Origin of the sequence: Clostridium sp. chh4-2, assembly GCF_002899675.1 — a bacterium.
Taxonomy (GTDB): Bacteria; Bacillota; Clostridia; order Lachnospirales; family Lachnospiraceae; genus CHH4-2.
Genome location: NZ_PKUU01000007.1, coordinates 175,041 through 198,799, shown reverse-complemented (window position 1 = coordinate 198,799; position 23,759 = coordinate 175,041). Strand labels below are relative to the sequence as shown.

20 protein-coding genes are annotated in these 23,759 nt (G+C 47.8%); 19 read left to right on the top strand and 1 reads right to left on the bottom strand.

Going from position 1 to position 23,759, the window contains the following annotated elements; genetic code table 11:
• Positions 1-119: 119 nt before the first annotated feature.
• From C0033_RS09745 to C0033_RS27015, 9 genes are all read left to right on the top strand, one after another.
• A complete protein-coding gene (locus tag C0033_RS09745; protein WP_103227668.1) occupies positions 120-1,022 on the top strand; it encodes a sugar ABC transporter permease in 903 nt (300 codons plus the stop codon).
• Between the two features lie 2 nt (positions 1,023-1,024).
• Positions 1,025-1,867, top strand: coding sequence for a carbohydrate ABC transporter permease (locus C0033_RS09740; RefSeq protein WP_103227667.1), 843 nt, complete (start codon positions 1,025-1,027; stop codon positions 1,865-1,867).
• Positions 1,868-1,916: 49 nt separating this feature from the next.
• Positions 1,917-3,302: a sugar ABC transporter substrate-binding protein gene (locus tag C0033_RS09735; protein ID WP_180994660.1), complete on the top strand. Its 1,386-nt coding sequence runs from the start codon at positions 1,917-1,919 to the stop codon at positions 3,300-3,302.
• Between the two features lie 110 nt (positions 3,303-3,412).
• Entirely contained in the window at positions 3,413-4,462 is a 1,050-nt protein-coding gene (locus tag C0033_RS09730; RefSeq protein ID WP_103227665.1) for an Ldh family oxidoreductase, read from the top strand.
• 21 nt (positions 4,463-4,483) lie between these two features.
• Complete coding sequence (locus C0033_RS09725) at positions 4,484-5,371, top strand: NAD(P)-dependent oxidoreductase (protein WP_103227664.1); 888 nt, start codon at positions 4,484-4,486, stop codon at positions 5,369-5,371.
• A gap of 70 nt (positions 5,372-5,441) precedes the next feature.
• On the top strand, positions 5,442-6,437 hold the full coding sequence (locus tag C0033_RS09720; RefSeq protein WP_103227663.1) for a 4-hydroxy-2-oxovalerate aldolase: 996 nt from the start codon (positions 5,442-5,444) through the stop codon (positions 6,435-6,437).
• Positions 6,438-6,450: 13 nt separating this feature from the next.
• On the top strand, positions 6,451-7,416 hold the full coding sequence (locus C0033_RS09715; protein WP_103227662.1) for a D-2-hydroxyacid dehydrogenase: 966 nt from the start codon (positions 6,451-6,453) through the stop codon (positions 7,414-7,416).
• 48 nt (positions 7,417-7,464) lie between these two features.
• Complete coding sequence (locus C0033_RS09710) at positions 7,465-8,694, top strand: oligogalacturonate lyase family protein (protein ID WP_103227661.1); 1,230 nt, start codon at positions 7,465-7,467, stop codon at positions 8,692-8,694.
• 2 nt (positions 8,695-8,696) lie between these two features.
• The gene (locus tag C0033_RS27015; protein ID WP_180994659.1) at positions 8,697-8,837 is read left to right on the top strand and encodes a hypothetical protein; all 141 of its coding nucleotides are present in this window, start codon (positions 8,697-8,699) and stop codon (positions 8,835-8,837) included.
• 845 nt (positions 8,838-9,682) lie between these two features.
• Here the strand turns inward: C0033_RS27015 and C0033_RS09700 are convergent.
• A complete protein-coding gene (locus C0033_RS09700) occupies positions 9,683-10,519 on the bottom strand; it encodes a helix-turn-helix domain-containing protein (protein WP_103227659.1) in 837 nt (278 codons plus the stop codon).
• Here C0033_RS09700 and C0033_RS27010 point away from each other — a divergent pair.
• From C0033_RS27010 to C0033_RS09645, 10 genes are all read left to right on the top strand, one after another.
• On the top strand, positions 10,505-10,762 hold the full coding sequence (locus tag C0033_RS27010) for a hypothetical protein (RefSeq protein WP_103227658.1): 258 nt from the start codon (positions 10,505-10,507) through the stop codon (positions 10,760-10,762). The two genes, C0033_RS09700 and C0033_RS27010, sit on opposite strands and share 15 nt — an antisense overlap.
• A gap of 272 nt (positions 10,763-11,034) precedes the next feature.
• Positions 11,035-12,366 (top strand): flavin oxidoreductase/NADH oxidase, encoded by a 1,332-nt coding sequence (locus C0033_RS09685; RefSeq protein WP_103227656.1) that lies wholly within the window; start codon positions 11,035-11,037, stop codon positions 12,364-12,366.
• Positions 12,367-12,545: 179 nt separating this feature from the next.
• The gene (locus tag C0033_RS09680; protein ID WP_242984462.1) at positions 12,546-12,938 is read left to right on the top strand and encodes a hypothetical protein; all 393 of its coding nucleotides are present in this window, start codon (positions 12,546-12,548) and stop codon (positions 12,936-12,938) included.
• 470 nt (positions 12,939-13,408) lie between these two features.
• Entirely contained in the window at positions 13,409-14,572 is a 1,164-nt protein-coding gene (locus tag C0033_RS09675) for a Gfo/Idh/MocA family oxidoreductase (protein ID WP_103227655.1), read from the top strand.
• 25 nt (positions 14,573-14,597) lie between these two features.
• Positions 14,598-16,289 (top strand): extracellular solute-binding protein, encoded by a 1,692-nt coding sequence (locus C0033_RS09670; protein ID WP_103227654.1) that lies wholly within the window; start codon positions 14,598-14,600, stop codon positions 16,287-16,289.
• 120 nt (positions 16,290-16,409) lie between these two features.
• Complete coding sequence (locus C0033_RS09665) at positions 16,410-18,440, top strand: alginate lyase family protein (protein ID WP_103227653.1); 2,031 nt, start codon at positions 16,410-16,412, stop codon at positions 18,438-18,440.
• 5 nt (positions 18,441-18,445) lie between these two features.
• The gene (locus C0033_RS09660) at positions 18,446-19,222 is read left to right on the top strand and encodes a sugar phosphate isomerase/epimerase family protein (protein ID WP_103227652.1); all 777 of its coding nucleotides are present in this window, start codon (positions 18,446-18,448) and stop codon (positions 19,220-19,222) included.
• Positions 19,215-20,336: a Gfo/Idh/MocA family oxidoreductase gene (locus C0033_RS09655; RefSeq protein ID WP_103227651.1), complete on the top strand. Its 1,122-nt coding sequence runs from the start codon at positions 19,215-19,217 to the stop codon at positions 20,334-20,336. The genes C0033_RS09660 and C0033_RS09655 overlap by 8 nt, the downstream gene beginning before the upstream one ends.
• A 51-nt stretch (positions 20,337-20,387) precedes the next feature.
• Complete coding sequence (locus tag C0033_RS09650) at positions 20,388-22,730, top strand: AraC family transcriptional regulator (protein WP_103227650.1); 2,343 nt, start codon at positions 20,388-20,390, stop codon at positions 22,728-22,730.
• A complete protein-coding gene (locus C0033_RS09645; protein WP_103227649.1) occupies positions 22,727-23,749 on the top strand; it encodes a Gfo/Idh/MocA family oxidoreductase in 1,023 nt (340 codons plus the stop codon). The genes C0033_RS09650 and C0033_RS09645 overlap by 4 nt, the downstream gene beginning before the upstream one ends.
• Positions 23,750-23,759 lie beyond the last annotated feature (10 nt).

Below are 23,759 nucleotides of genomic sequence, written 5' to 3'. Positions count from 1 at the left end.
AAAATAAATTGTATTTAGATTGAAACAATTGTCATATTGTCTATAATTAAAGCATCGGGAGGAAACAGCGGATTTCGACACGACGAAACAACAAAGAAATTGAAAAGGAGAAGGGGAAGATGAACAATATTTATTCGAAAAATGCAAAAAATATTTTTCCATGGCTGCTGATTATGCCGACGTTAGTTTTTTTAGGAATGTTTTGCTTTTTTCCAATGATCCGGGGGTTTGGATATGCGGTTACCAATTATGACCGCGGAAATCCAAAGGCAACAGAATTTGTGGGCATGGCAAACTTCGTAAAGATTTTTACAGATGATAAGGTGTTTGTGAAGACCCTAATTACCTCGATAAAATGGGTATTTTCACAGGTTACGCTTCAGCTGTTCTTCGGAATGATATTCGCATTAATTCTGAATCAGAAGTTTCGTGGGCGGGGGCTTGTAAGAACCTTCTGTTTCGCACCGTGGGCGGTGTCGGGCGTGTTAACCACTATGTTGTGGGTTTTGATTTTTAATGAACACATCGGTCTTTTGAATAACGTGCTTAAAGCCATTGGAATGGGAAGCATGACGAAGGCATGGGTACAAAATGTACAGACCGCGTTTCCGTCTGTTGTGATAGCGGAGCTTTGGAGAGGAATTCCATTTTTCACCATCACCTTGCTGGGCGGACTTCAGACCGTACCGTTAGAGCTTTATGAATCCGCTAAGGTGGACGGCGGAAATGCCTGGAAGAACTTCTGGCTTATCACCATTCCTTATATGAAGGAATCCATCGTTTTTGCAACGCTTATGAGAACAATCTGGGAATTCCGTTCTGTGGATTTGATTATTACGATGACAGACGGAGGCCCTGTGCGGAGAACGCTGACGCTTCCGATCTACATGTACAAAACATCCATTGAAAATGGACAGTACGGATACGGAGCCGCGCTGACGGTGATCCTGTTCCTGATCCTCAGCGTTTATGTAGTAATTTACCTGAAAGCCAATAACTTCGGAAAAGGAGTGAATGAATAGACATGAATCCAAAGACGAAAAAGAAAGTAATGCGCGTTCTTACCTTATATCTGCCTATGATTGCATTTCTGATCTTTATAGGAATACCGCTCATGTGGGCGTTGTCCCTGTCATTCAGGGAAGGGGCCAGCGTAATCAGAGGAGAGTTTCAGATTATACCGCGGCCGGCTACCATCGTTAACTACATTTATGTGTGGACAAGCAATAAGTTAAATAAGTTTTTTGTAAACTCCCTGATCACATCATTTGGTTCCGTGTTCGTTATCGGTTTTCTGGCATTGTTTAACGGTTATGCGCTGAGCAGATTTAATTTTAAAGGAAAACAGGTATTTATGGTAATCCTTCTGATGACGCAAATGATTCCTCTTATCTTCAATATGTCCTCCATCTTTTTAATGATGGTTAAGTTAAAACTGACAAACTCCCTGTTTGGTATCTGTCTGCTTCACATCGCAGCAGGCCTTCCGTATAACAGCCTGATGATGAAGAGCTTTATCGGAGGCATTCCAAAGGAGATTGACGAGGCGGCGGCCATCGACGGCTGCAACCGGGCGCAGATTATATTTAAGGTCATCCTTCCGGCAGTGCGGCCCGGATTTACAACGGTTATCGCATATGCATTTATCACATGCTGGAATGAATACCTGTTGTCCTATACACTTCTTACGGACGCGAAGAAATTCCCGATTTCCGTAGGATTAAAATATCTGGTTGGTGAATACAGCACTGATTATTCGGCTCTTGCGGCCGGATGTATCATAGCACTCATTCCTCCGATCCTTCTGTTCGCATATGTTCAGAAGAACCTGGTCAGCGGCATGAATGCAGGGGCAGTCAAGGGGTAACGATATGCCTTATAAAAATGAAAGAATAAAGAAAAGGAGAGGTTTAGTTATGAGAAAATTAGCGAAGACAATGGCACTGGTGCTGGCAGGAAGTATGCTCTTAACAGGATGCGGCGGAGGAAGCAAACCGGCCGAAACAACGAAAGCGGCGGCAGATGGAAGCAAGGCGGAGACAACTCAGGCGGCGGCTCAGGGGGAGACGGCAAAAGCCGCGTCAGGCGAGAATGTCACCTTAACGCTTTGGGCGGATTTCGTTACGCCTGAGAGAACAAAGTATGTGGAGACGATGGTTGAAAACTATATGGGCGAACATCCCAATGTAAAGATCGAAGTGACGCCGCTTCCCGATTCTGCGGATGACAAGATCATGACCGCCTATGAAGCTGGACAGGGACCAGATATCTTCCTTTCGTCAGGGCCTGATATCACAAGCCATATCAACGGCGAGTACGTAATTCCTTTAGATACATATTTTGATAATTGGGATAAAAAGGATCTGCTTCTTCCGGCGGCCATCGAGACTGTCCGCCAGTATGATGTAACCGGCAACAATCAGCTGTACTATATACCGAACGGCATTTCCTTCACCGTTTTATGGGTGAGAAGTGACTGGCTGAAAGAGACTAACTCCACGGTTGACACATGGGACAATTTATTCCAGGCAGTTGAGAACATGACCGATAAGGATCAGGGACGTTATGGACTTTCAATCCGCGGAGGAAAAGGCGGCGCGAAGTTCCTGGAGCGTATGATGTACGCTTACAGTGGAATCTTATCCGTATTTGATGAAAACGGAAAATGTACGATCAATGATCCGAAAAACGTGGAATTTGTAGAGCGTTACCTTGGACTTTATGGAAAATGCACGGCAGAAGGCGATTTGAACTACGGCTGGACAGAATTGGCGGCAGCATTTGACTCAGGCGCAGCCGGCATGATTATTCACAACCTGGGATCAGCATCCAACCATATGGAAGCATTTGGCGGAGACCAGACTAAATTTGAAGCCATCGGTATGCCTTTAAATGACAAAGGAACTTCTGTAAACCTGATGATTCAGCCGGGCGGAATGACAATCTCTTCAACCTGTAAGAATCCTGACGAAGCATTTGATTTTATCACTTATATGACAACCGGCGAACCTGTCAGCGAGTACTGCCAGCAGTGGGGCGTAGTTCCGGTAGACCAGGATGTGCTTGAAAATGCAAAATGGATCGACGATCAGCCTTGGTATGAATCTTCAGCAGACCTGCTTCTGGATGACAATACATTGTTCTACAACCAGTATTCATGGCTTCCGGGACATGACGATATCTACGGCGAGATGGATACGGACAGCCAGTACATCATGACAGGCGAGATGACAGCCCAGGAAATGCTGGACAAATGGGCGGCATATTATCAGGAATGCTATGACAAGTTTTACAACAAATAAAAATTAACGTTTTATTGGCAGAATGCAGAGCGGACCGAAGGAGTTTCTCCAAAGCCGCCCTGCAGCAATGCCGGAGTAATAGAAATTAATGAAGAAAGAAAAAGGTGCGGATGATGGTAGAACATAATGTAAATTGGACAGAACTGAGAAGCCTGTGCCAAAAGCTTATGATGGCAGAACATGTATCGGAAGAAGATGCATTGGTCTGCGCGGATAACCTGGTGGATGCGGATCTGTGCGGCGTGGAATCTCACGGCGTAAGCCGTATGACCAATTATATGAAACGTTTGAGAACCGGAGTGGTGGACAGCCGGGGCCGGTGTAAAGTGGAAAATGAATGCGCAGGCAGTCTTTATGTACACGGCGGCAATGCCATGGGCATGGTAGTTGGCAAATACGCCATGGAACGCTGTATTGAAAAAGCCAAAGAGAGCGGCTGCTGTTTTGCGGCTGCCAGCAACTCCAATCACTACGGAATGGCCGCTTATTATGCCAGAATGGCAGCGGAAGCTGGAATGATCGGCATTACCGGAACCAATGCGCCGCCAAACCTGGCGCCATGGGGAAGCCCCCAGAAATATATGGGAACCAACCCCATCGCATTTGGCGCTCCTACCTCGGGAAATCCGATTATTTTGGACATGGCTCCCAGCGTGGTTGCCATGGGAAAGATCATACTGGCTGCAAAGCTTGGCAAGTCAATTCCGGAAGGCTGGGTGGTAACTAAGGACGGCAAACCTACCACAGATCCTGTGGAGGGGCAAAACGGCACTCTGCTTCCGATCGGCGGGGCAAAGGGCTCAGGACTGGCCATCTTTATGGAAATCTTCTGCGGCATTCTTAGCGGAGCTGAAGTAGGACCTCATATTAATCATTTCTGGAATGATTTCGAACATCCTCAGAACGTGGGACATTTCTTCTGCGCGGTTAATGTGGATAAATTTGTGGGCTTAGAGCGTTTTAAGACAAGTCTGGATCAGATGGTTCAGGAGATGAAAGCGCTGCCTAAGAACCCGGGAGTGGAAGAGATCTTCATGCCGGGAGAAATTGAGATCCGGAAACGGGCGGAGAGAAAAGCAAACGGAATTAACCTGTCTGACAGCGTATACGGAGAATTAAAAGCGCTTGCAGATCAATATCAGGTGGATTTCACGATCTGATAAACGGAAAGGAGAGGGGACATGGGTAAAAAAATAGGTTTTATCGGCCTTGGCAACATGGGCCTTCCAATGGCACTTAATTTGTGCAAAAGCGGTTTTGAGGTTCTGGTATGTTCCAGCAGTTCGGAGAGCCAGCAGAAGATCATTGCGGCCGGAGGCGGTTCTATCGGAAGTTTTCAGACCATGGCGGAGATTTGCGACGTGGTGATCACCATCGTTCCGGCGGATCAGGAAATCCTCTGCCTGTATAAGGAGGACGGAATTCTTTTAAATGCCAAGCCGGGCCTGATCTGCATCGACATGACCTCTGCAAAAGGCACCACAAAACAGGCCATCGCCCAGTATATCGAGCAGACGGAAAAAGACGTGCAGTTTATCGACGCTCCGGTCAGCGGCGGCGTGGCAGGCGCGGAAGCGGGCACCCTGACCATCATGGTGGGATGTACGGATGAACAATTTGAGGAAAATAGGGATATCTTCAACGCCATGGGCAAAAAGATTATTCATACGGGAGGCGTGGGAAGCGCATCCAACATTAAGATGCTGAACCAGATGCTGAATGCGGCCAACACGGCGATTGCGGCGGAGGTGCTCTGCATAGCCAGGGATTTGGGCGTGGACGATAAAGTCCTGAGCGAAGTCGTGAACCAGAGCAGCGGCGGAAGCTTTGTATTTGAAAAAAATGTACCGAAATATATGATGACAGGCAATCACACCCCGGGATTCCGGCTGGATCTCATGAAAAAGGATGTGGGGCTGTTCATTGACACTGCAAAAGAAATCAGCGGTTTTACTCCTGTGTCCAACCTGGTATATCAGCTGTACCGGGCGGCGTCCAATCAGGGAGCAGGGGATAAAAACTATACTTATATACATAAATGGCTGGAAGAAAATCAGAAAAAACTGTAACTGTTCATAGGGCGGGAATATGCCCCTTCTGAGCAGTTACAAAAATAAATGAAAAGGAAAGGTATTAACCATGAGACTGATGGATTGTACGCTGCGTGACGGCGCAAATGTAATAGGAAAAGGATTTGACGCGAGACTGACGACCATGATGATCGAAGGGCTCATTAAAAGCAATATTAAGCTGATTGAGATGGGAAACTGCCTGGGTCTTGGCGCTTACGAGGCCAACAACTGCATTTCCCCGCTTAATGATATCGAATATCTGGAACTGGTGCAGCCTTACCTGTCCCAGGCGGAGATCGGCATGTTCATGGGCGTTAAAAATGCTATTGAAAAATATATCGAGCTGGGCGCCCGCTACAACCTTCACTTCCTGAGAATCGGCGCCAATGCAGGAGACGGAAAGATGGCCTGCGACGGCATCCGCCTTGTAAAAAAATACGGTATGAAATGCCGCTATTCCATGATGAAGGGTTATATCTTATCCGCCAAAGATCTGGCGGAAGAAGCCGCTATGTTGGAATCCTGCGGCTTAGATGAGATCACAATTATGGACTCTGCAGGAACCATGATGCCTCATCAGGTATACGACTATGTATCGGAAATGGTAAAACGCGTACAGATTCCGGTTGCATTTCACGGACATAACAACCTGGGACTTTCTGCCGCCAACGCTTTGGCTGCTGAAGAGGCGGGCGCAAGCGTATTCGACTGCGGCCTGATGGGAATGGCCAGAAGTGCCGGAAACTGCGCTACTGAAATAGCGGTTGCAACATTCCAGAGATTAGGTAAAATGGAAGATGTAGACTTATATGCCCTGCTTCATTTTATTGATGATGAACTGGCTCCGGCCATGGCGGAATACGGCTATCAGGCTCCGGTAAAACCGATTGACCTTGTATACGGCCTGTCCGGCTGCCATTCCAGCTTTGCCAAATTATTTGAAGACGCTGCAAGGGAGAAGGATGTGGACCTGTACCGCCTGATCACAAAGGTATCGGCCATAGACCAGAAAGCGCCGTCTGCAGAGCTGATTAATAAAATAGCGGATGAACTGAAACAGTGATTTTGGAGGGAATATGAAAATAGTAGTTTTAGACGGTTATACGGAAAATCCCGGTGATTTGAGCTGGGAAGGTTTGGAACGGCTGGGCGATCTGATTGTATATGACAGAATCCCCTATGACACGGATTCGGTTGTCAGCCACATAGGAGACGCGGAAGCCATATACGTGAATAAAGTGCCTGTGACCCGGGAAGTCTTAGACGCATGTCCGGCTTTGCGCTTCATCGGCGTGCTGGCTACGGGATACAACGTGGTGGATACGGAAGCAGCCAAAGAAAAGGGAATCACGGTCTGCAACATCCCTTCCTATGGAACCGACGCGGTAGGACAGTTCGCCATCGCTTTGCTGCTTGAAATCTGTCATCATATCGGACATCACAGCCAGGCGGTTCTGGAAGGCAGATGGTCCAGCAATCCAGACTGGTGCTTCTGGGATTATCCTCTGATTGAATTGGCCGGAAAGACCATGGGAATCATTGGATTTGGAAGAATCGGCCAGTGTACGGGCAGAATCGCCCAGGCTCTTGGAATGAAGGTGCTGGCTTATGACGCATATAAGAATCCGGAGCTGGAATCGGATACCTGCCGTTATGCGGAGCTGGAGGAACTTCTTCAGACAGCGGATGTAATCAGCCTTCACTGCCCGCTGTTCCCGGAAACACAGGGAATTATCAATAAGGACAACATTGCAAAGATGAAGGACGGAGTGATCATCTTAAATAACTCCAGAGGTCCGTTGATCGTGGAAGAAGACCTGGCCGAGGCGTTAAAGAGCGGAAAGGTTGCGGCAGCAGGACTGGATGTGGTTTCCACAGAGCCGATTAAAACGGACAATCCGCTGTTAGGCGCGCCAAACTGCATTATCACCCCTCATATTTCCTGGGCGTCCAAGGAGAGCCGCCAGCGGCTGATGAATTTTGCGGTGGATAATCTGGTTCAGTATTTAAACGGAACCCCGGTTAACGTGGTAAACCGCTGATCGTACTGAATAATTAAGAATGGTTCGTTTTGGAAAGCAGAGGGCTATATGAAAGGACAACAGTACCATTTTCAAATGAGTTCTGAAAAAGATCCTGTCACGGGCGTGGAAGTCGTGCGGCTGACCGACAATAAGGGAATTTATGACCGGCCGTATTTTACCACCCCGCAGTTTAGCAGAGACGGGAAATATACATTATTTGTTTCGGATTTTACGGGCACGTCGGTGGTTAAAAACCCGGATGCGCCCGCCATCGGAAAGCTGGGCTTCGGAGAACTATACACTCTGGAACTGGAAACGGGCACCGCTTTGCAGGTGACTCAGGGGGAGGCAATCAAGATGGGCCATGGAGCCCACGCCATGATGGCTCCCGATGGAAAGAAAGCTTATTATTACAGCAATGAGCTGTTAAAGGAAGTGGATTTGGAGACGCTGGAATCCAAAGAGCTGATGTGGATTCCCTATTCCTATAATTTCCACAGCCTGTCCATGACCAATGACTGCCGGTATCTGGCATTTTCGCTGGTGGAAGAGGTAACTCTTTTAACCTCAAAATTCGCCAATCCGCTGGCAGAGGCGGCTCCCGGAGCCAGAGAACGGTTCTTTAAGGAGCCAAGCAGCCTGGTGATCCGCTATGATACCAAGCTGGATACCGCTGAAGTGGTATTTGGCGGCCATCACCGGATCACACATACCAGTTTGAAGCCGGATGACGGAGACTGCGTCTTATTCTGCCATGACGGCCCGTGGCATCTGGTTCAGAGAATGTGGACGGCCAGGGTCAGCACCGACGAGGTGGAGCCGTTGATCGTGCAGCAGCATAATCTGGAAGGCGTGGTGCATGAATTTTTCACTCCGAAAGGACGGATCGGTGCTCAGTATTCGTACCGGTATAAGCCGGATATGCCGTTTTTCATGTTTGCGGATATATTCGTGGACTTCGACGGTAAAAATCAGGAACGGTTCTATTATCCATATCTGAGACCGGGACATGTAAGCGTTAACTCGGCGGAAACGCTGGGCGTGGGGGACCGGGCTATGATTTCAGCGGATATGAAGGACAGCGAGAGATATGTGTCGCTGATTGAATATAATAAGGAAGAGCATAGGGCGGAGGTGTCGCTTCTGTGCGCACATGACAGCTCCGGAAAGAAGTCAGCTCATGTGCATCCGGTGTTTACGCCGGATGGAAAACATATAGTTTACTCTTCAGATAAAGAAGGAAACCTAAATATCTATATGGTAGAGACAGACTTAACTAAGTGTCTCCCACACTAAAATTGTTATTTAACAGATTTGGCGGAAAGGTACGCCCGGAATCGGGATTCGGAGCCGGGAGACGAAGGTCGGAGGGGCCGTCCGGGCCGGAGAAGGAAGATGCAGCCAGATCGGATTCGGGATTCGCCCCTAAGAACAACTAAGGCCCGTAAGGACAGAACAAGGCAGGCCGGCGCCATTCGCAGTGAACTCTTTATGACTTCACTGCTCAAGGGCGCCTTAGAAACTGACACGGAAATCAGTTTCTACCTGCCTCGTTCTGCCCTTACGGGCCTAAGATGTTCTAAAGGGGTTCCATACGATCCGATCTGTCTGCATCTTCCTTCCCCGGCCCGGACGGCCCCTCCGACCTTCGTCTCCCGGCTCCGAATCCCGATTCCGGGCTGGTTTTCGCTGGCTTGGTTAAAAACAATAGTGTACATCGGTATTTACGTAAAGCCAAATTTACATAGATCGTGAAGGCATTTCACAAAAAGACCTCACCCTTTACATTAAATCATGAAGGCATTTCTGAAAAAGACTTCATGGTTGATGTAAAAACTTACTCTCCCATCCACCAAATCTTTTTTTCCTCAGCTAGCCAAGCAACAGCCGGAAAGAAGGGGAAGCCCAGGCGGGCGGCGGAAGTAATCGGCGAAATGGGATCGTATGGAACCCCTTAGAAGTACTTAGATCCGCAAGGACAAAAAGAGACAGGTAGAAACTGAATTCCGAATCAGGTTCTAAGCGCCCCTTGAGCAGTGAAGTCATCAAGAGTTCACTGCGAATGGGCGCGGTCCTGTCTCTTTTTGTCCTTGCGGGTCTTAGTACTTCTTAGGGGCGAATCCCGAATCCCATTTCGCCGATTACTTCCGCCGCCCGCCTGGGCTTCCCCTTCTTTCCGGCGTACCTTAGTCCACTAAATAAAGATTTATAATATTAGGTAACAAAAAGCATATTTTTGCTTACTCTAAATTATTTCGCAGGTCTTTTGTACGTGTTACTATAATTATAACCTGGAATCAACAAATTGTTTCCGGTACTGAAGCGGTGTAGTTCCTTCCCGGTCTTTGAATATTTTTACGAAATTATTCACATTGACATAACCAACCGCTTCAGCGATTTGCGATACGGAAAAATCCGTGGTTATCAGCAGCTTTTTTGCTTCCGTAATACGAAAGAGCAAAAGATATTCCTTAAACGTAGTCCCCACAATATCCTTAAAAGCCAGGGACAATGCATGGCGGCTGATAAAATTCTGATCGGCGATCTCGGTCAAAGTCAGTTTGCGGTTAAAATGTTCATTTACATACCGCTGGGCATTCAGTACCGCGTCCGACATGGTGCTGTGGCCTCTCATGGGAAAATATTCCGGGTTGCTGCGGTACAGTTCAATGAGTATGGAGATGAAGCCGGCGGCGCTGCGGGTTTCATAAAACATCAGTTTCCGGGTGTATTCGCCGGCCATTTGGGCAAAAAGAGGCAGAACAGCCTGATAGGTTTCATCGCTTAACGTCATCACATGGCAGAATTCCCTTGGACGCTGGATGAAGATGGAAATCAGCTCCGCATCCTTGGTGTATGACAGAACCAGATCGCTGGACAAGGTGACCACGTAGCGGCAGTACGGTTCCGCTTCGATAATAAAGTTATGGCGTTCCAGGCGGCTGATAAAGATCAGCGATTTTTCCGTCAGCATATAAGTTTTGTGATTGACCACAGCCTGCGACCTTCCGCCGGTAATCAGGATCATTTCATATTCAAAATGTGCGGTAGGGAGGAACAATTCATCGTCAATAACGTCGGAATAAAAGCAGCTGATATCGGGAACATGGGTATAGATCATGGCTTTGCCCGCCTTTCTAACACAAAATTTCTATCACAAGATGCAGCAATTAGTATCATTATAGTCTACAAAACAGCCAAACGTCAAACTCAAACAAAGGCCATGGAAACAGCCGGAGCCGGCAAAGTTACTGTTCACGGCTCCTTGGGCCTCTGCCGTCTGGTCTGGCTTCGCGCAGTATATACGGCCTTTCCTGTTCCGGTTTCGGGCATAAGCACTTCTAAACGTGCAGAATTTTTCTAAAAACCAAGGGAAATGCCCAAACTCGCTCCGCTCAAACAGGTGGACATTTCCCTTGAACGAAAAATTCTGCGCATTAAGAATTGCTAATGCCCTGCAAAGTCACAGGAAAGGCCGTATATACTGCGCGGAGCCAGACCAGACGGCAGAGGCCCAAGGAGCCGTGAACAGTAACCCGGCAAAGGCATCGGAAGGCCGGACGGTTGCCAAACCGCAAAAGGCCGGAATGATACTGCAAATGATAACCAAAAGAAAAGAACATGGAGGAATTTATTATGTCACATGAAAAATTTAATTACAAAAGCTTAGAAGACATCCGTACAAAAGCGGATGAACTGGGGGTTCACCTTCCATTTGCAGAGGACACCTCTGTGTTAAAGGAAAAACTCACCTTTGGTTCCGTGACTTTACAAAACCGTTTGGGAATCGCTCCTATGGAAGGGGCGGACGGACTGCCTAACGGTTCTCCGTCCGATCTGACGCTCCGTCGGTACGTGCGGGAAGCGGTTGGCGGAAGCGGCCTGATCTGGTTCGAAGCCATTTCCATCGTTCCGGAAGGAAGATCCAGCGCGCATCAGCTGATGCTGACAAGAGACAATCTGGAGGATTATAAGAAATTCACCGAAGCGGTTAAAGAGGCCGGAAGAAAAGCAAATGGTTTTGCACCTTATCTGGTAATGCAGGCAAATCACAGCGGCCGCTATTCCAATCCGGATGGAAAGCCGGCTCCGTTAATTGCATACCGTCACCCCTATAATGAAAAGCTCCGCAAAGCGGACGACAGCTGCATTGTTACCGATGATTATCTCAAATCTTTGGAGGAAAAATTCGGGGAAGCATCCCTGCTGGCCAAAGAAGCAGGTTTTGATGCGGTGGATATCAAATCATGCCACGGCTATCTGCTGGCCGAACTGAATTCCGCATATAACCGTCCGGGCGAATACGGCGGAAGCTTTGAAAACCGCACCCGTTTGTTGAGAAATGGCATCGCAGCGGCAAAAGCCCATGAGGATGAATCATTTTTAGTAACTGCCAGAATCGGCATATTTGACGGTTATGCATATCCATATGGATTTGGCGTCAGCGAAGGAAACGGAATCAATCCTGATCTTCAGGAGCCGATCCGGTTAATCCGCTCCCTGTACGAAGATTATAAGATTCCAATGGTCAACTTAACCATGGGAAATCCTTACGCTACCACTCATGTAACCCGTCCGTATGACATTGGCAAATACATTCCGGATGAGCATCCCCTGTTCGGTGTAGCCCGTATGATCAATGGAATCGGCCAAGTGAAAAAAGCAGTTCCCGGTATGGTGATCTCAGCCTCCGGCCCATCCTATCTGCGCCAGTATTCCGATCTGTTCGCAGCAGGAGCCATTGAAGAAGGTTTATGTGACCATCTGCTGTTTGGACGCATGTCCTTTGCTGATCCTGAATTCCCGAAACAGATTTTTGAAACGGGAAGAATCGATCCTAAGAAAACATGTGTGGCCTGCGGCAAATGTGGGGACCTGATCCGCGCCGGAAAAGCTACCGGCTGTGTAGTGCGGGATACGGATATCTACTTAAAATACTACCGGGAATACATGGAAGAAAATAAATAAAGAGAAATAAAGAATAAAACCCGGGAGTTTATGCGCGGCAATAGAAAGAGACAAGCGGAAATGCGTTAATTGACATATGCACAGTCAGATATTAGAATAAAAGAAAGTTATTTTGTATTTGCTCTCTTAGGACAGAGAATGCGTCCTTTGCAAAGCGGAATTTGGAGGCAGGGCATAATATGATGCGAAAATTAGCAAAAGTATTCTTAATATTGGCGTGCATCGCCGCGATAGCCGGCTGTGGTTCGAATAAGGATTTTGACATCAAAATAGTGATACCCGCCGGCAGTCAGGATGAATTCGTTTACTCAGACGAAGAAATCTCCCCAACGAAAGGAAAGATAACCATCTCTTCAGGAGAAGGGCTTGGGGATACGGAAGTTGTCTTAAAAAAGACAGATGGGGAGGATGAAAACTCTTATGAACCGATCTATTTGACACCTGGTATGCCGATTGAAATGGAGGCAGAAAAGGGCGCATGGTTCAAGGTGGGCGTTTCTGTACAGAATCCTGCTGAGGAAGATGTTGTTGTATCTGTTCATGTTGAAAATGTGACGGTGAGAATTGAGTGACAAACTCTCTATGTTAGGCGGTAGTTAATACCTGCGGTTGACGGAGTGAGATGAAGTTATAGATTTTAAAGTAAAGGGTGAAGGCATTTTTAGAAATGCCTTGAAGATTAAAGTAAAACGTGAAGGCATTTTTGAAAATGCCTTCACCCTCTATGTAAAAAAAATGGTTCGCAAATATGATTTTGGGAACCATTTTTTGTAATTTGAAAGCCACGGCTGCCCGCGGCTTTTTTTCTTTGCACAAACATTATTTGGCATACAAGTGACAATTACTTAGTCCAAGTGACAAAAACTATCGGATAATCCCCCATGTGACAAAAAATAAATGAACGTAAAGCAGAAAACCCCCTCGGCAGAAATTGACACTTGAAAAAAATACTGTCAATTTACAACCGATTTCCAAGATGTTAAGGTAAATTCAGACGAAACGAGAAAAAACCAATAATAACCAGTGATTTAAGGAGCAGGGTATGAAACAAGTAAAGGTTCTGTTAATTGGAATCGGAGGTTATGGCAGCAATTATATTAAAGAACTGACAGAAAAAGATGTCACTTCAGCCGTAATCGAAGGCATTTGTGAAGTGATGCCGGATGCAGAAAAGACATATCCGGTTATTGCTGAACAAAACATTCCGATCTATCAAACACCGGAAGCGTTCTATAAAGAACACCGGGCGGATCTGGCGATTGTGTCCACGCCGATCCATCTTCATTACCGTCAGATAGAGACGTGTTTAAAAAACGGTTCCCATGTGCTGACGGAAAAGCCTGTGTGCACAACCGTAAAAGGTGCGGAGGAATTGATCCGGCTGGCGCAGGAACACGGCCGCTTTATCTCGGTGGGGTATCAGCTGAATTATTCAAAAGATGTTTTGGCGGTAAAGCAGGATATTATAGAAGGAAAGTTTGGCCGGCCGGTTTACATGAAAGCCCTTCACGCCATGAGCCGCGGAGAAGCTTATTACCATAGAAATAATTGGGCCGGAAGGATCGAGGTCCACGGGTGTGCGGTTAACGACAGCCCGTTTAACAACGCCTGCGCCCATCAGTTCCAGAACATGACCTTCCTTTTAGGAGGCACCATGGATCAGGCGGCCGGGCTGTCAAAGGTGGAGGCCGAATTGTACCGGGCGAACAAAGAAGTGGAGAATTTTGACACCGCGGCGGTTTGCGCGTGGACGGAGAATCAGGTTCCCATCTATTACTATACGACCCATGACCTGAAAGAGAAGAAATTAGGGCCTATGGCCGAGTACAAGTTTGAAAACGGAACCATTTATTATGGAAAAGATTATGGAAATGGTCCGATAATGGATTATGTGGCGGAGATGAACGACGGAAGCAGGCGCTTTTACGGGGAGGTTCCAAAAGGCGAACGGCTTCAGAAATTATATGATACCATTGAATGTGTGCTGCATGGAGGCAATCCGGTTTGTACCGTTCAATGCGCAATTCCCCATTTGGAAGCGGTGAACGCTTTGGCTAAGATGCCGGTTCACCAGATACGGGAAGATCAATTGGAACATGTTGAGGAAAACGGAGACCGGTTCTGCCGGATCAGAAACCTGAAAGAGATATTTTTAGCATGTTATTATGACCGGAAAATGCCTTCACAGGCAGGAGCCGGCTGGTAAATAAAGAAAAGGAGAGGTACACATTATGAGGAAGAGATTTACAACAATGAAACGAATCACAGCCGTGGCAGCAGCGGCGTCCATGGCGGCCATGTCATTAACAGGCTGCGGCGGATCGTCATCTTCTGCGCCGGAAACGACAGCAAAAGAGGCGGCGGCGCCGGCCGGTTCAACGGCAGAAACCGCGGGAGGAGAGACTTCTCAGGCGGCATCTTCAGACAAACCCTATGATGGGGTGAAGCTCACCTGGTGGACCAAATTAAATGCCAATGTTTCCGCTACATATCCAAACCTGAGTGAAACTCCATGGGCTCAGTACGTTAAGGAACAGACCGGTATCGAGGTGGAATTCATTCATCCTACCGTCGGTTCAGAGGACGAGGAATTTTCCATTATGGTGGCAAGCGGCGAGTATCCTGATATCATCGAGCATAAATGGACCGCATATGCAGGCGGCCCTGGAGCAGCGATCAGCGACGGCATTATCATCAATCTGGACGATGTGATGGAAAGCAAAGCGCCTAACTTTAAAAAGCTGATGGATGAGCATCCGGATGTTGACAAGATGGTGAAAACATCGGACGGCAGCTATTATTGTTTCCCATTCCTGAGAGGTTTGGAGCAGCCCAACGCAACACAGTTCAGCGCCGGTATCATTGTCAGAAAAGACGTTTTGGATGAACTTGGACTGGAACTGCCGGAAACCATCGACGAATGGGATACGGTTTTAAGAGCGTTTAAAGATTATGGATTCGAAGTGCCTTTTACCACCAGAAAAGAGTGGATGAAACCGGTATGGTGTCCGGGATTTGACAACTGGGTTGACAATGAGAACTCATTTTATGTGGAAGACGGCGTTGTAAAGAACGGTTTGACCGAAGACAGCAGAAAAGAATTTATCGCTAAGATGAATGAATGGTATAAAGACGGTTTGATTGACCGCGATTATCTGGTGGCGGATAAAGCTTCTAACCAGACGTATTTTACCACAGGCAAGAGCGCCGCAGTTTATGCGCCGTTCGGACAGGGCTTAGGACAGTATACACAGATTATGAACGAGGCGGACCCGGAAATTACCCAGGACGATATCCGCTGTACCGTTCCGGTAACCGCTGTTAAGGGCAGAAATGCCAAATTCTCCAAGATGAACCAGATTTATGATAAATCCGGCGTATCCGCAGCGATTTCAACTCAGTGTAAAGAGGTTGACGCCGCAGCATGGCTGTTAGACTGGATGTACAGCGAACAGGGCAATTTATGCTGTAACTTCGGTATCGAAGGTCTTACTTATGAGATGAAAGACGGCCAGCCGGTTTATACGGATGTGATTATGAAGAACCCTGACGGACTGTCGGTTGCTAACGCATTGGCAGCTTACACAAGAGCTTCCACATCAGGCGTCTGCGTTCAGGACCCGCGCTACATCGAACAGTATTATGAGCAGGATAATCAGAAAGAGGCGTTGGAACTGAGTAAAAAGACCGATATGGGCGAGCATTTCTATCCTCCTACAAGCGTTGCAAGCGAAGACGCAGAACAGTATGCGGAAATCATGAACAATGTTAAAACTTTATCAGATGAGATGGAAGCACAGTTTATCTCAGGAGCCGCATCCTTAGACGAGTGGGATAATTATATTAAGCAGTTAAAAGATTTCGGTCTGGACGATGCGACAGCTATGATGCAGAAAGCATATGATCTTTATGTGAGCAACTAGTGCACTGACACGCTGACATTCCGGCAAACAGTAAAATGCTGCATCTGGGAGAAGCCGGTCAGGCGCTCCCGGATACAGCATTTTAGATATAAGGAAAATGAAAAAGAGGGAAGAAGAAAAATGAGCATGGATAGAATGACAGAGCTGCTGAACCGTTTGGATTACCGGGTACCGGGACTTTCGGAAGCGGGAAAGCTGTTTGAGCAGAAGGATTATGAAGGATGTATGGATGCGGTGGTACGCCATTTCCGCACGAGAACCGCGCCGGTGTATCTGTTTTCACAGGAAGACATGAAAGCGTTTCAGGATGAGGAAACCCTTACGGACGCCCGGGAAGTCATGGAGCATAAGATCTATGGACATCAGTTTCCTGGAGAGATCGACTGGTCCTATAACCCTACGGCGGACACATCCAGAGATAACGAATGGAGCTGGTCTTTGTTCCGGCACATCTACTGGCAGCCCCTTGCAAGAGCTTATGTGATGACAGGCGATGAAAAATACACAAAAGAATTTCTCCATCAGATGAGAGAATTTGAAAAGAGCTGGCCGGCAAAGCCGTTCATGGAAGACGAAACCTTTGAAACTAAATTTAAGTTTCCGGGCCATGCATGGAGAACCATAGAAACGGCCATGAGAATCTATACTTCCTGGCTTCCCTGTATGGAGGCGTTCAGAAGATCCGAAGTTTGGGGACGGGAAGACTGGGTATCCTTTTTAACCCAGGTCTGCGACCACGCGGATTTCTTAATGGATCACTACAGCAACCACAACCGGTCAAGCAACTGGCTGACCATGGAATCCGGCACTTTGATGCAGTGCGGCATCATGTTTCCTGAGATCAAATCCCAGTGGAAGTCAATGGGATACCGCAGAATGATGCATGAAGTGAAATATTCCTTTGACAACGATGGAATCCATATGGAACGGACCCCGATTTATCATATGGTTGCGGCGGGAATTTATCTTCAGTGCTGGCGCTTATGCAAAGCCAACAATATTCCAACTGCCCCCTATGCGCTGCCAACATTGGAAAAATCGGCGGATTTCCTGTTAAGCCTTGTAAAACCGGACTTTTCCACACCGATGATCGGGGATGCAGACAGAGATGACCTTCTGACAAGAAGATGCGATACCTCTCTTTACGAAGGAATGAACCTGACGTTTGACCCTGTGGATTTAAATGAGATGCGCGCTTATTTCCGCACCATGTATGAGCTGACCGGAAGGGAAGATTATCTCTATCTTGCGACGGCCAGAAAAGAAGGAAAAGCGCCTGAACAGAGGAATTTTGCATATAAAGAGGCCGGAATCTATGTGATGAGAACCGGCTGGGATGAAGACGACAGTTATTTCCACATTCACGGCGTCCAGCTGGAACGGGGCGAGAAAAGCACCCATTCCCATAACGACACCGGACATCTGGAATTACATATAAAGGGCGAGGATATTTTGACAGACAGCGGGCGGTTTATCTATAACAGTTCCTGCTGGAAGGATTGGAGACACTATTTCCTATCCGCCAAAGCCCACAACACGCTGTATGTGGACGATCATGAGATGGGAACCGTGCCGGGAGTGAGCCGGGTGAGAGGCGTCAGAACCTACTGCCACCGGTTTGAGGAAAATGAGGACTTCCAGATCATCGATATCTCCCATAACGGCTACGTATACCGGGAAGACCCGATCTACCACAGAAGAAGAGTGCTGCATCTGCCGGGGGACATTTATGTGATCGACGATCAGGTGACTGGACTTGGACTTGAGGAACACGATATAAGGCTGTATTTTAACTTTGCATTCGGGCAGCTGAGTCAGAGAGAAGAGGGGCTGTTTGATTATGTTTCACAGAAAGGAAAACGCTACCAGCTGATCTCCAAGGCCACGAAAGACGTGTCCTACGAAATCCTGGAAGGAAGCGAGGAACCTATAGGAGGCTGGCTTTCTTACGGATATGCCTGGAAAAAGCCTGCGCCTCAGCTGGCCGTTAAGACCGGCGGGCCTGTGCCGGTCCGTTTCCTGACCATTATTAAGCCGGAAGACGCGGCTGTGGAAGCTTTCGTAAGCCAGGATCAGATAACGGTAACGCTGCCGGATAAAAGAACCGTGACAATGGGATCAGACGACGTCAGCCTGAAGGAAAAGGAGTGAATCGCATGAGATATGGAATCTGCACAGGGCTTGAAAACCTGGAGCTGTTAGAAAAGCTTGGATATGATTACATAGAATTATCGGTTACGGCTACGATGAAGCTGGAACCGGAAACGCTTTGCGGATACAAGGAAAAATTAAAAAATTCCTCAGTCAAATGTGAAGCGTTCAACATCCTTTTTCCAAAGACCATGGAATTGATCGATGGAAATACCGACGAGGAAGAATTAAAAGACTATCTCCACAAGGCCATGGCTCTGATTCAGAGCCTGGGAGGAGAAGTGGTTGTGTTCGGAAGCGGAAAATGCAGACGCTGCCCGGAGCATCTGTCCTATGGGGATGCCTATCAGAAACTGGTGAAGGTATACCGGATCACAGGCGAAATCGCCGCGCAATATGGAATCCGGGTGGTCATTGAACCGCTGAGCAGAAAGGAAACCAATATGATATGCACCATGGCGGAGGGAGCGATTCTGGCTTCCGACGTGGCCCATCCCAATGTGGGTCTCCTCTCCGATTATTTCCATGTAGCTGCGAATCACGACTGCATCGGGGATATAGAGACGATTAAAAACTTCGGCCATATCCACATCGCGTCAGGAAACGGCAGACGGTATCCTCTTTCCGAAGAGGGCGAAGAATACGAAGCATTTATGAGAGCGTTAAAAAATGCCGGATATACGGGCAGAATCAGCATTGAAGGAAAAACCGACGATATAGAAAAGGATGCAGAACAGGCATTGAAACTATTAAAGGAATTGGAGGAACGGACGAATGAATAAGGTCAGACTCGGCATTATCGGATATGGAAACATCGGCAGCCAGCATGGGCGGAGCATCAAGGCAGGAAAAACGCCAGCTGTGGATCTGACGGCTGTGGCGGATACGAACCCGGAGAGGCTTAAACTGGCCCGGGAGACGTTCGGCGAAGGACTTCAGGTGTTTAACAGCAGCGATGAACTGATAAAATCCGGCTGCTGTGACGCCGTTTTAATCGCAGTTCCCCATTATTACCATCCTTCCGTAGCCATCGAGGCCATGGAAAACGGCCTTCACGTGCTGGTGGAAAAACCGGCCGGAGTGTATGCGAAACAGGTCGAGCGCATGGACGAAACGGCGAAACGCCACCCGGAACTGGTTTACTGCATGGATTTCAACCAGAGAACCAATCCGCTTTACCAGAAGGTGAAGGAACTTTTAGACAGCAAAGAGCTGGGTGAGATGAAACGGGTGATCTGGATCGTCACGGACTGGTACCGCTCACAGAGCTACTACGATATGGGCGGCTGGCGCGCCACCTGGGACGGAGAAGGCGGAGGCGTTCTGCTGAACCAAAACCCTCATAACCTGGATCTGTGGCAGTGGATGTGCGGGATGCCAAAACGGGTGAAAGCTAACGTTTATTATGGAAAGCACAGAAATATCGATGTGGAAGACGATCTGACCGCCTTGGTGGAATATGAAAACGGGGCCACAGGCTGTTATATCACCACAGTCGGAGATGCGCCGGGCACAAACCGCTTGGAAATTGACGGAGAAAATGGTAAGTTGGTAGTTGAGAATGGAAAACTGAAATTTTACCGTCTGAGAGTTCCCGAACCGGAATTTAACAGCACCTATAAAGGGGGCCTGGGAAAACCGGAGGTTTGGGAGTGCGAAATTCCTTTAAAGGGAACATATACGTCCCATCCGGGAATTATCAATAACTTCTGCGATGCCATATTAAAGGGAGCAAAACCGATCGCACCCGGTGAAGAGGGGATCAAGGGCCTGCAGATATCCAATGCAATCCATCTGTCCTCCTGGCTGGGCGGAGAGTGGGTGGATCTGCCTGCGGATGCGGATCTGTTCCTTGAAAAGCTTCAGGAGCATTGCAAAAAGCCGGTAATATTATAACTTAACATGCGGAGGCGTTCCATTTTCGACTAATATATAGGAGACATAGAGATGATGGAAAAGAAAAAGAGAAAACTATATAAGATGTTCACAAAATGGAGCCTTTCCTATGTAATAATATCGACTCTGGCCATTGCGGTTATCTCCTTCTGCGCGATGAAGTATTCCGAGGCCCTGAGAGAGGATCTGGAATACACCAATGCGGTACAGCTGGAAATGACCCAGCTTCAGATGGACCGAAATGTGCGGAATTTAAGAATATTCTGCAATAAGGCCAATTTCAATAAAACGGTAAAACGCCTCCGCAAAAAGACTTCCTACGAAGACGAATCACGATATGAACTGTACGAACTGGTGAGGGAACTGGCCAATGAGATGATCCTGGAGGGAAATGCCAATGACTGCTATCTCTATTTCCCCAATATGGATCTTCTGGTATCCGGCAACTACTACAATGACAGCAGGGAATTTTATGATATCGCTTTTGACGGATACGGATTCAGCTATGATGATTGGTTTGAAGTGATCAGCAAGGATTATAAAACGTCACAGATATTTTCGCTGGATACAAAAAACGGAGATTCCCTTACCGTATTGATAAAGCCGCTGGACAGCAGCAACAGGCAGACGCCTCCCGCCAATGCCATCATGGTCATGGATGTGGGCAAGATCTTAAAGGCGTCGGACTGGCTGAACCAGGACAGGGATAATATGTGCATCATAGACCGGACAAACAAAAGAATTGTATCGGTTTCCCCCATGGAAGAAGAGATGAGCAATAAGCTGCTGGAACGGGCGCTGGAAAGCCAGCCGGGAGAATTTCAGACCCGGTTTGAAGTGGGTTCTTCCGTCATATCCTATATTCATTCTCAATATGAGAACTGGGATTATGCGGTGATCACCCAGGAACAGGCGTATGTAATGCAGATATCCGAACTGAGAAATACGGTAGCCCTTTTAATCCTTTTGTATTTGGCAGTCAGCGCCATTGCCATCGGTTATGCGGCCATCCGCCACTATTGGCCGTTAAAGAATATGGTGGACATCCTGGAACAACAGGATGGGGCGGATGCTCAGATGAGCACAGACGCCTATGATTATATCAGCAAATCGGTTCACAAGCTTGTAGTTAAAAATAAAGAAAATAACAGTGTGATCAATAAACAGCGAAATGCCATCAGCAGGGAATTATTTCACCGCCTTCTGACGGAAAGCGGGGCATCTGCCATGATGGACGAAGAGCTGCTGAAACAATATGGAATCCGGGTGGGAGAAGGGGCCTGCTGTATCCTGGTTTACCGGATGGAGAAAAATGTGGAATTTTTACCGGAAGAGATGCAGGTGGACACCCAGGAGATGTCCTGGTTCATCCTCCAGAATGTGACGGAAGAAAATCTCGCAGGCGAGGAACTGGAATCCGTATGCTTTAGGGAAGGCCGGTGGGAACTGGTATTTTTAATCTGGCCGGAAAAGGATAATGAAGAGTTTTTAGAGGCGGTGAAACGGGTATGCCTGATGTCATCGGAATTTATACAGGAACATTTTAAACTTTCCTATCAAACCGCGTTAAGCGAGCTGCATTACGGGCTGGAAGAGAGCCATAAGGCTTACAGGGAAGCCAGGACGGTATTCGATTATCAGAAAAAAGAAGAGAGCAAAGACATTATAAGCTATGGTGAGATCAACCTTCTTCCGGTGGACACCCTGCTCAAATATCCTATTGATGTGGAAAACCGCCTGGTGCACAGCATCAGCAGCGGGGACGGGGAAGAAGCCTGCAGGGAGATAAAGAAGCTTTTGGAAGAAAATCAGGTGAACTGCCTGACTCCGGAAGCGATGCAGTTTTTAGTCAGCAACATCGCGTCCAGCATCATCCGGGCAGCAGGCAAGGCGTCCCATGAAACTTCCATTCCAGTATCCTCAAAGGCCCTTATGGAGGCATGCCGCCGGGGCGACGCAGTTCGGATGCAGGAAGAATTGGAGAATCTGGTGATGACCACCTGCCAGAAGATAACTGAGATCAATAAAAAAGAACGGGAAAATCAGAAGGGAAGGCTTCTTTTGGATGTCAAAGCCTATGTGGAGGAACATTATTCCGACGCTGAATTAAGCGTGGCATCCATGGCGGAACAGTTTCATGTGCCGCCGGCCTATCTTTCTAAGCTGTTCAAGGAACTGGACGGAGAAAAGCTGTCCCAGTACATTCACAAGATCCGTCTGGTTCATGTGAAAGAACGGCTGCTGGCGGACGACCGCCTGGAGGATATCGCCGTCAGCTGCGGTTTCGGAAGCCACCGGACATTTCTCAGGATTTTCAAACAATATGAAGGACTGACACCGACCCAGTATAAAGAGCTGGAGGAGAAAAAGAGAAAAGAGGAGCAGGATTCATGAAGAATTTAAAAGCGGCCGTCATAGGCTGCGGGCTGATATCTAAAAATCATTTTAAAGCGCTGAATAATGTGGAACATGCGGAGTGCGCGGCGGTATGCGATATCGTGCCGGAAAAGGCAGAGGCGGCGGCCGCCCAGTATGGAATTCCTGAGATTTATACGGATTACAGGGAAATGCTGAAAAACCCTGATATCGATGTGGTTCATATCTGCACCCCCCATTATCTCCACGCCGGCATGGCTGTGGACGCATTGGAGGCGGGAAAGCATGTGTTGTGTGAAAAACCCATGGCGCTTTCCGAAACCGATGCGAAGCGGATGATGGAGGCCAGGGACAAGGCGGGCAGGAATCTGGGAATCTGTTTTCAAAACCGCTATAACGAGGCTTCCATCTATATGAAGAAAATCATGGACAGCAAAGAATTAGGAGAGGTCTTGGGAGCCAGGGGCCAGGTGACCTGGAATCGGAAGCCGGAATACTATACCCAGTCTCCGTGGAGAGGCAGATGGGCTACGGAAGGCGGCGGGGTTTTAATTAACCAGGCGATACATACCTTTGACCTGCTCCAGTGGCTGACCGGACCGGTGAAGACGGTGGAGGCCAGCGTCTCCACAAAAAGGCTGAAAGAGGCCATCGAGGTGGAGGATACGGTGGATATTCTGATGACCGGGGAAGACGGAAAGAGGATTCTCTTCTATGCGTCCAACTGCTACGTGAAAAATGCGCCGGTGGAGCTTGAGATTATCTGCGAAAACGGAAGCATTAAGATGGTGGGCAATGAAGTGATCACAGAGAAAAACGGAGAGATCACAAGCACGGATTATTCTTCGGGAACTGTTTTGGGAAAAGATTACTGGGGAAGCGGCCATGGCTTTTTGATCGACGATTTTTACCGGTGTATCGAGACGGGAAATCCGTTTCCCGTAAACGGAGAAGAGGCGGTTGTCAGCGTCCGCCTGCTGGAAGCGGTGTACCGTTCGGCAAAGGAAGGAACTGTAATAGATTTGAAAATTCTTTAGGAAAAGGTGG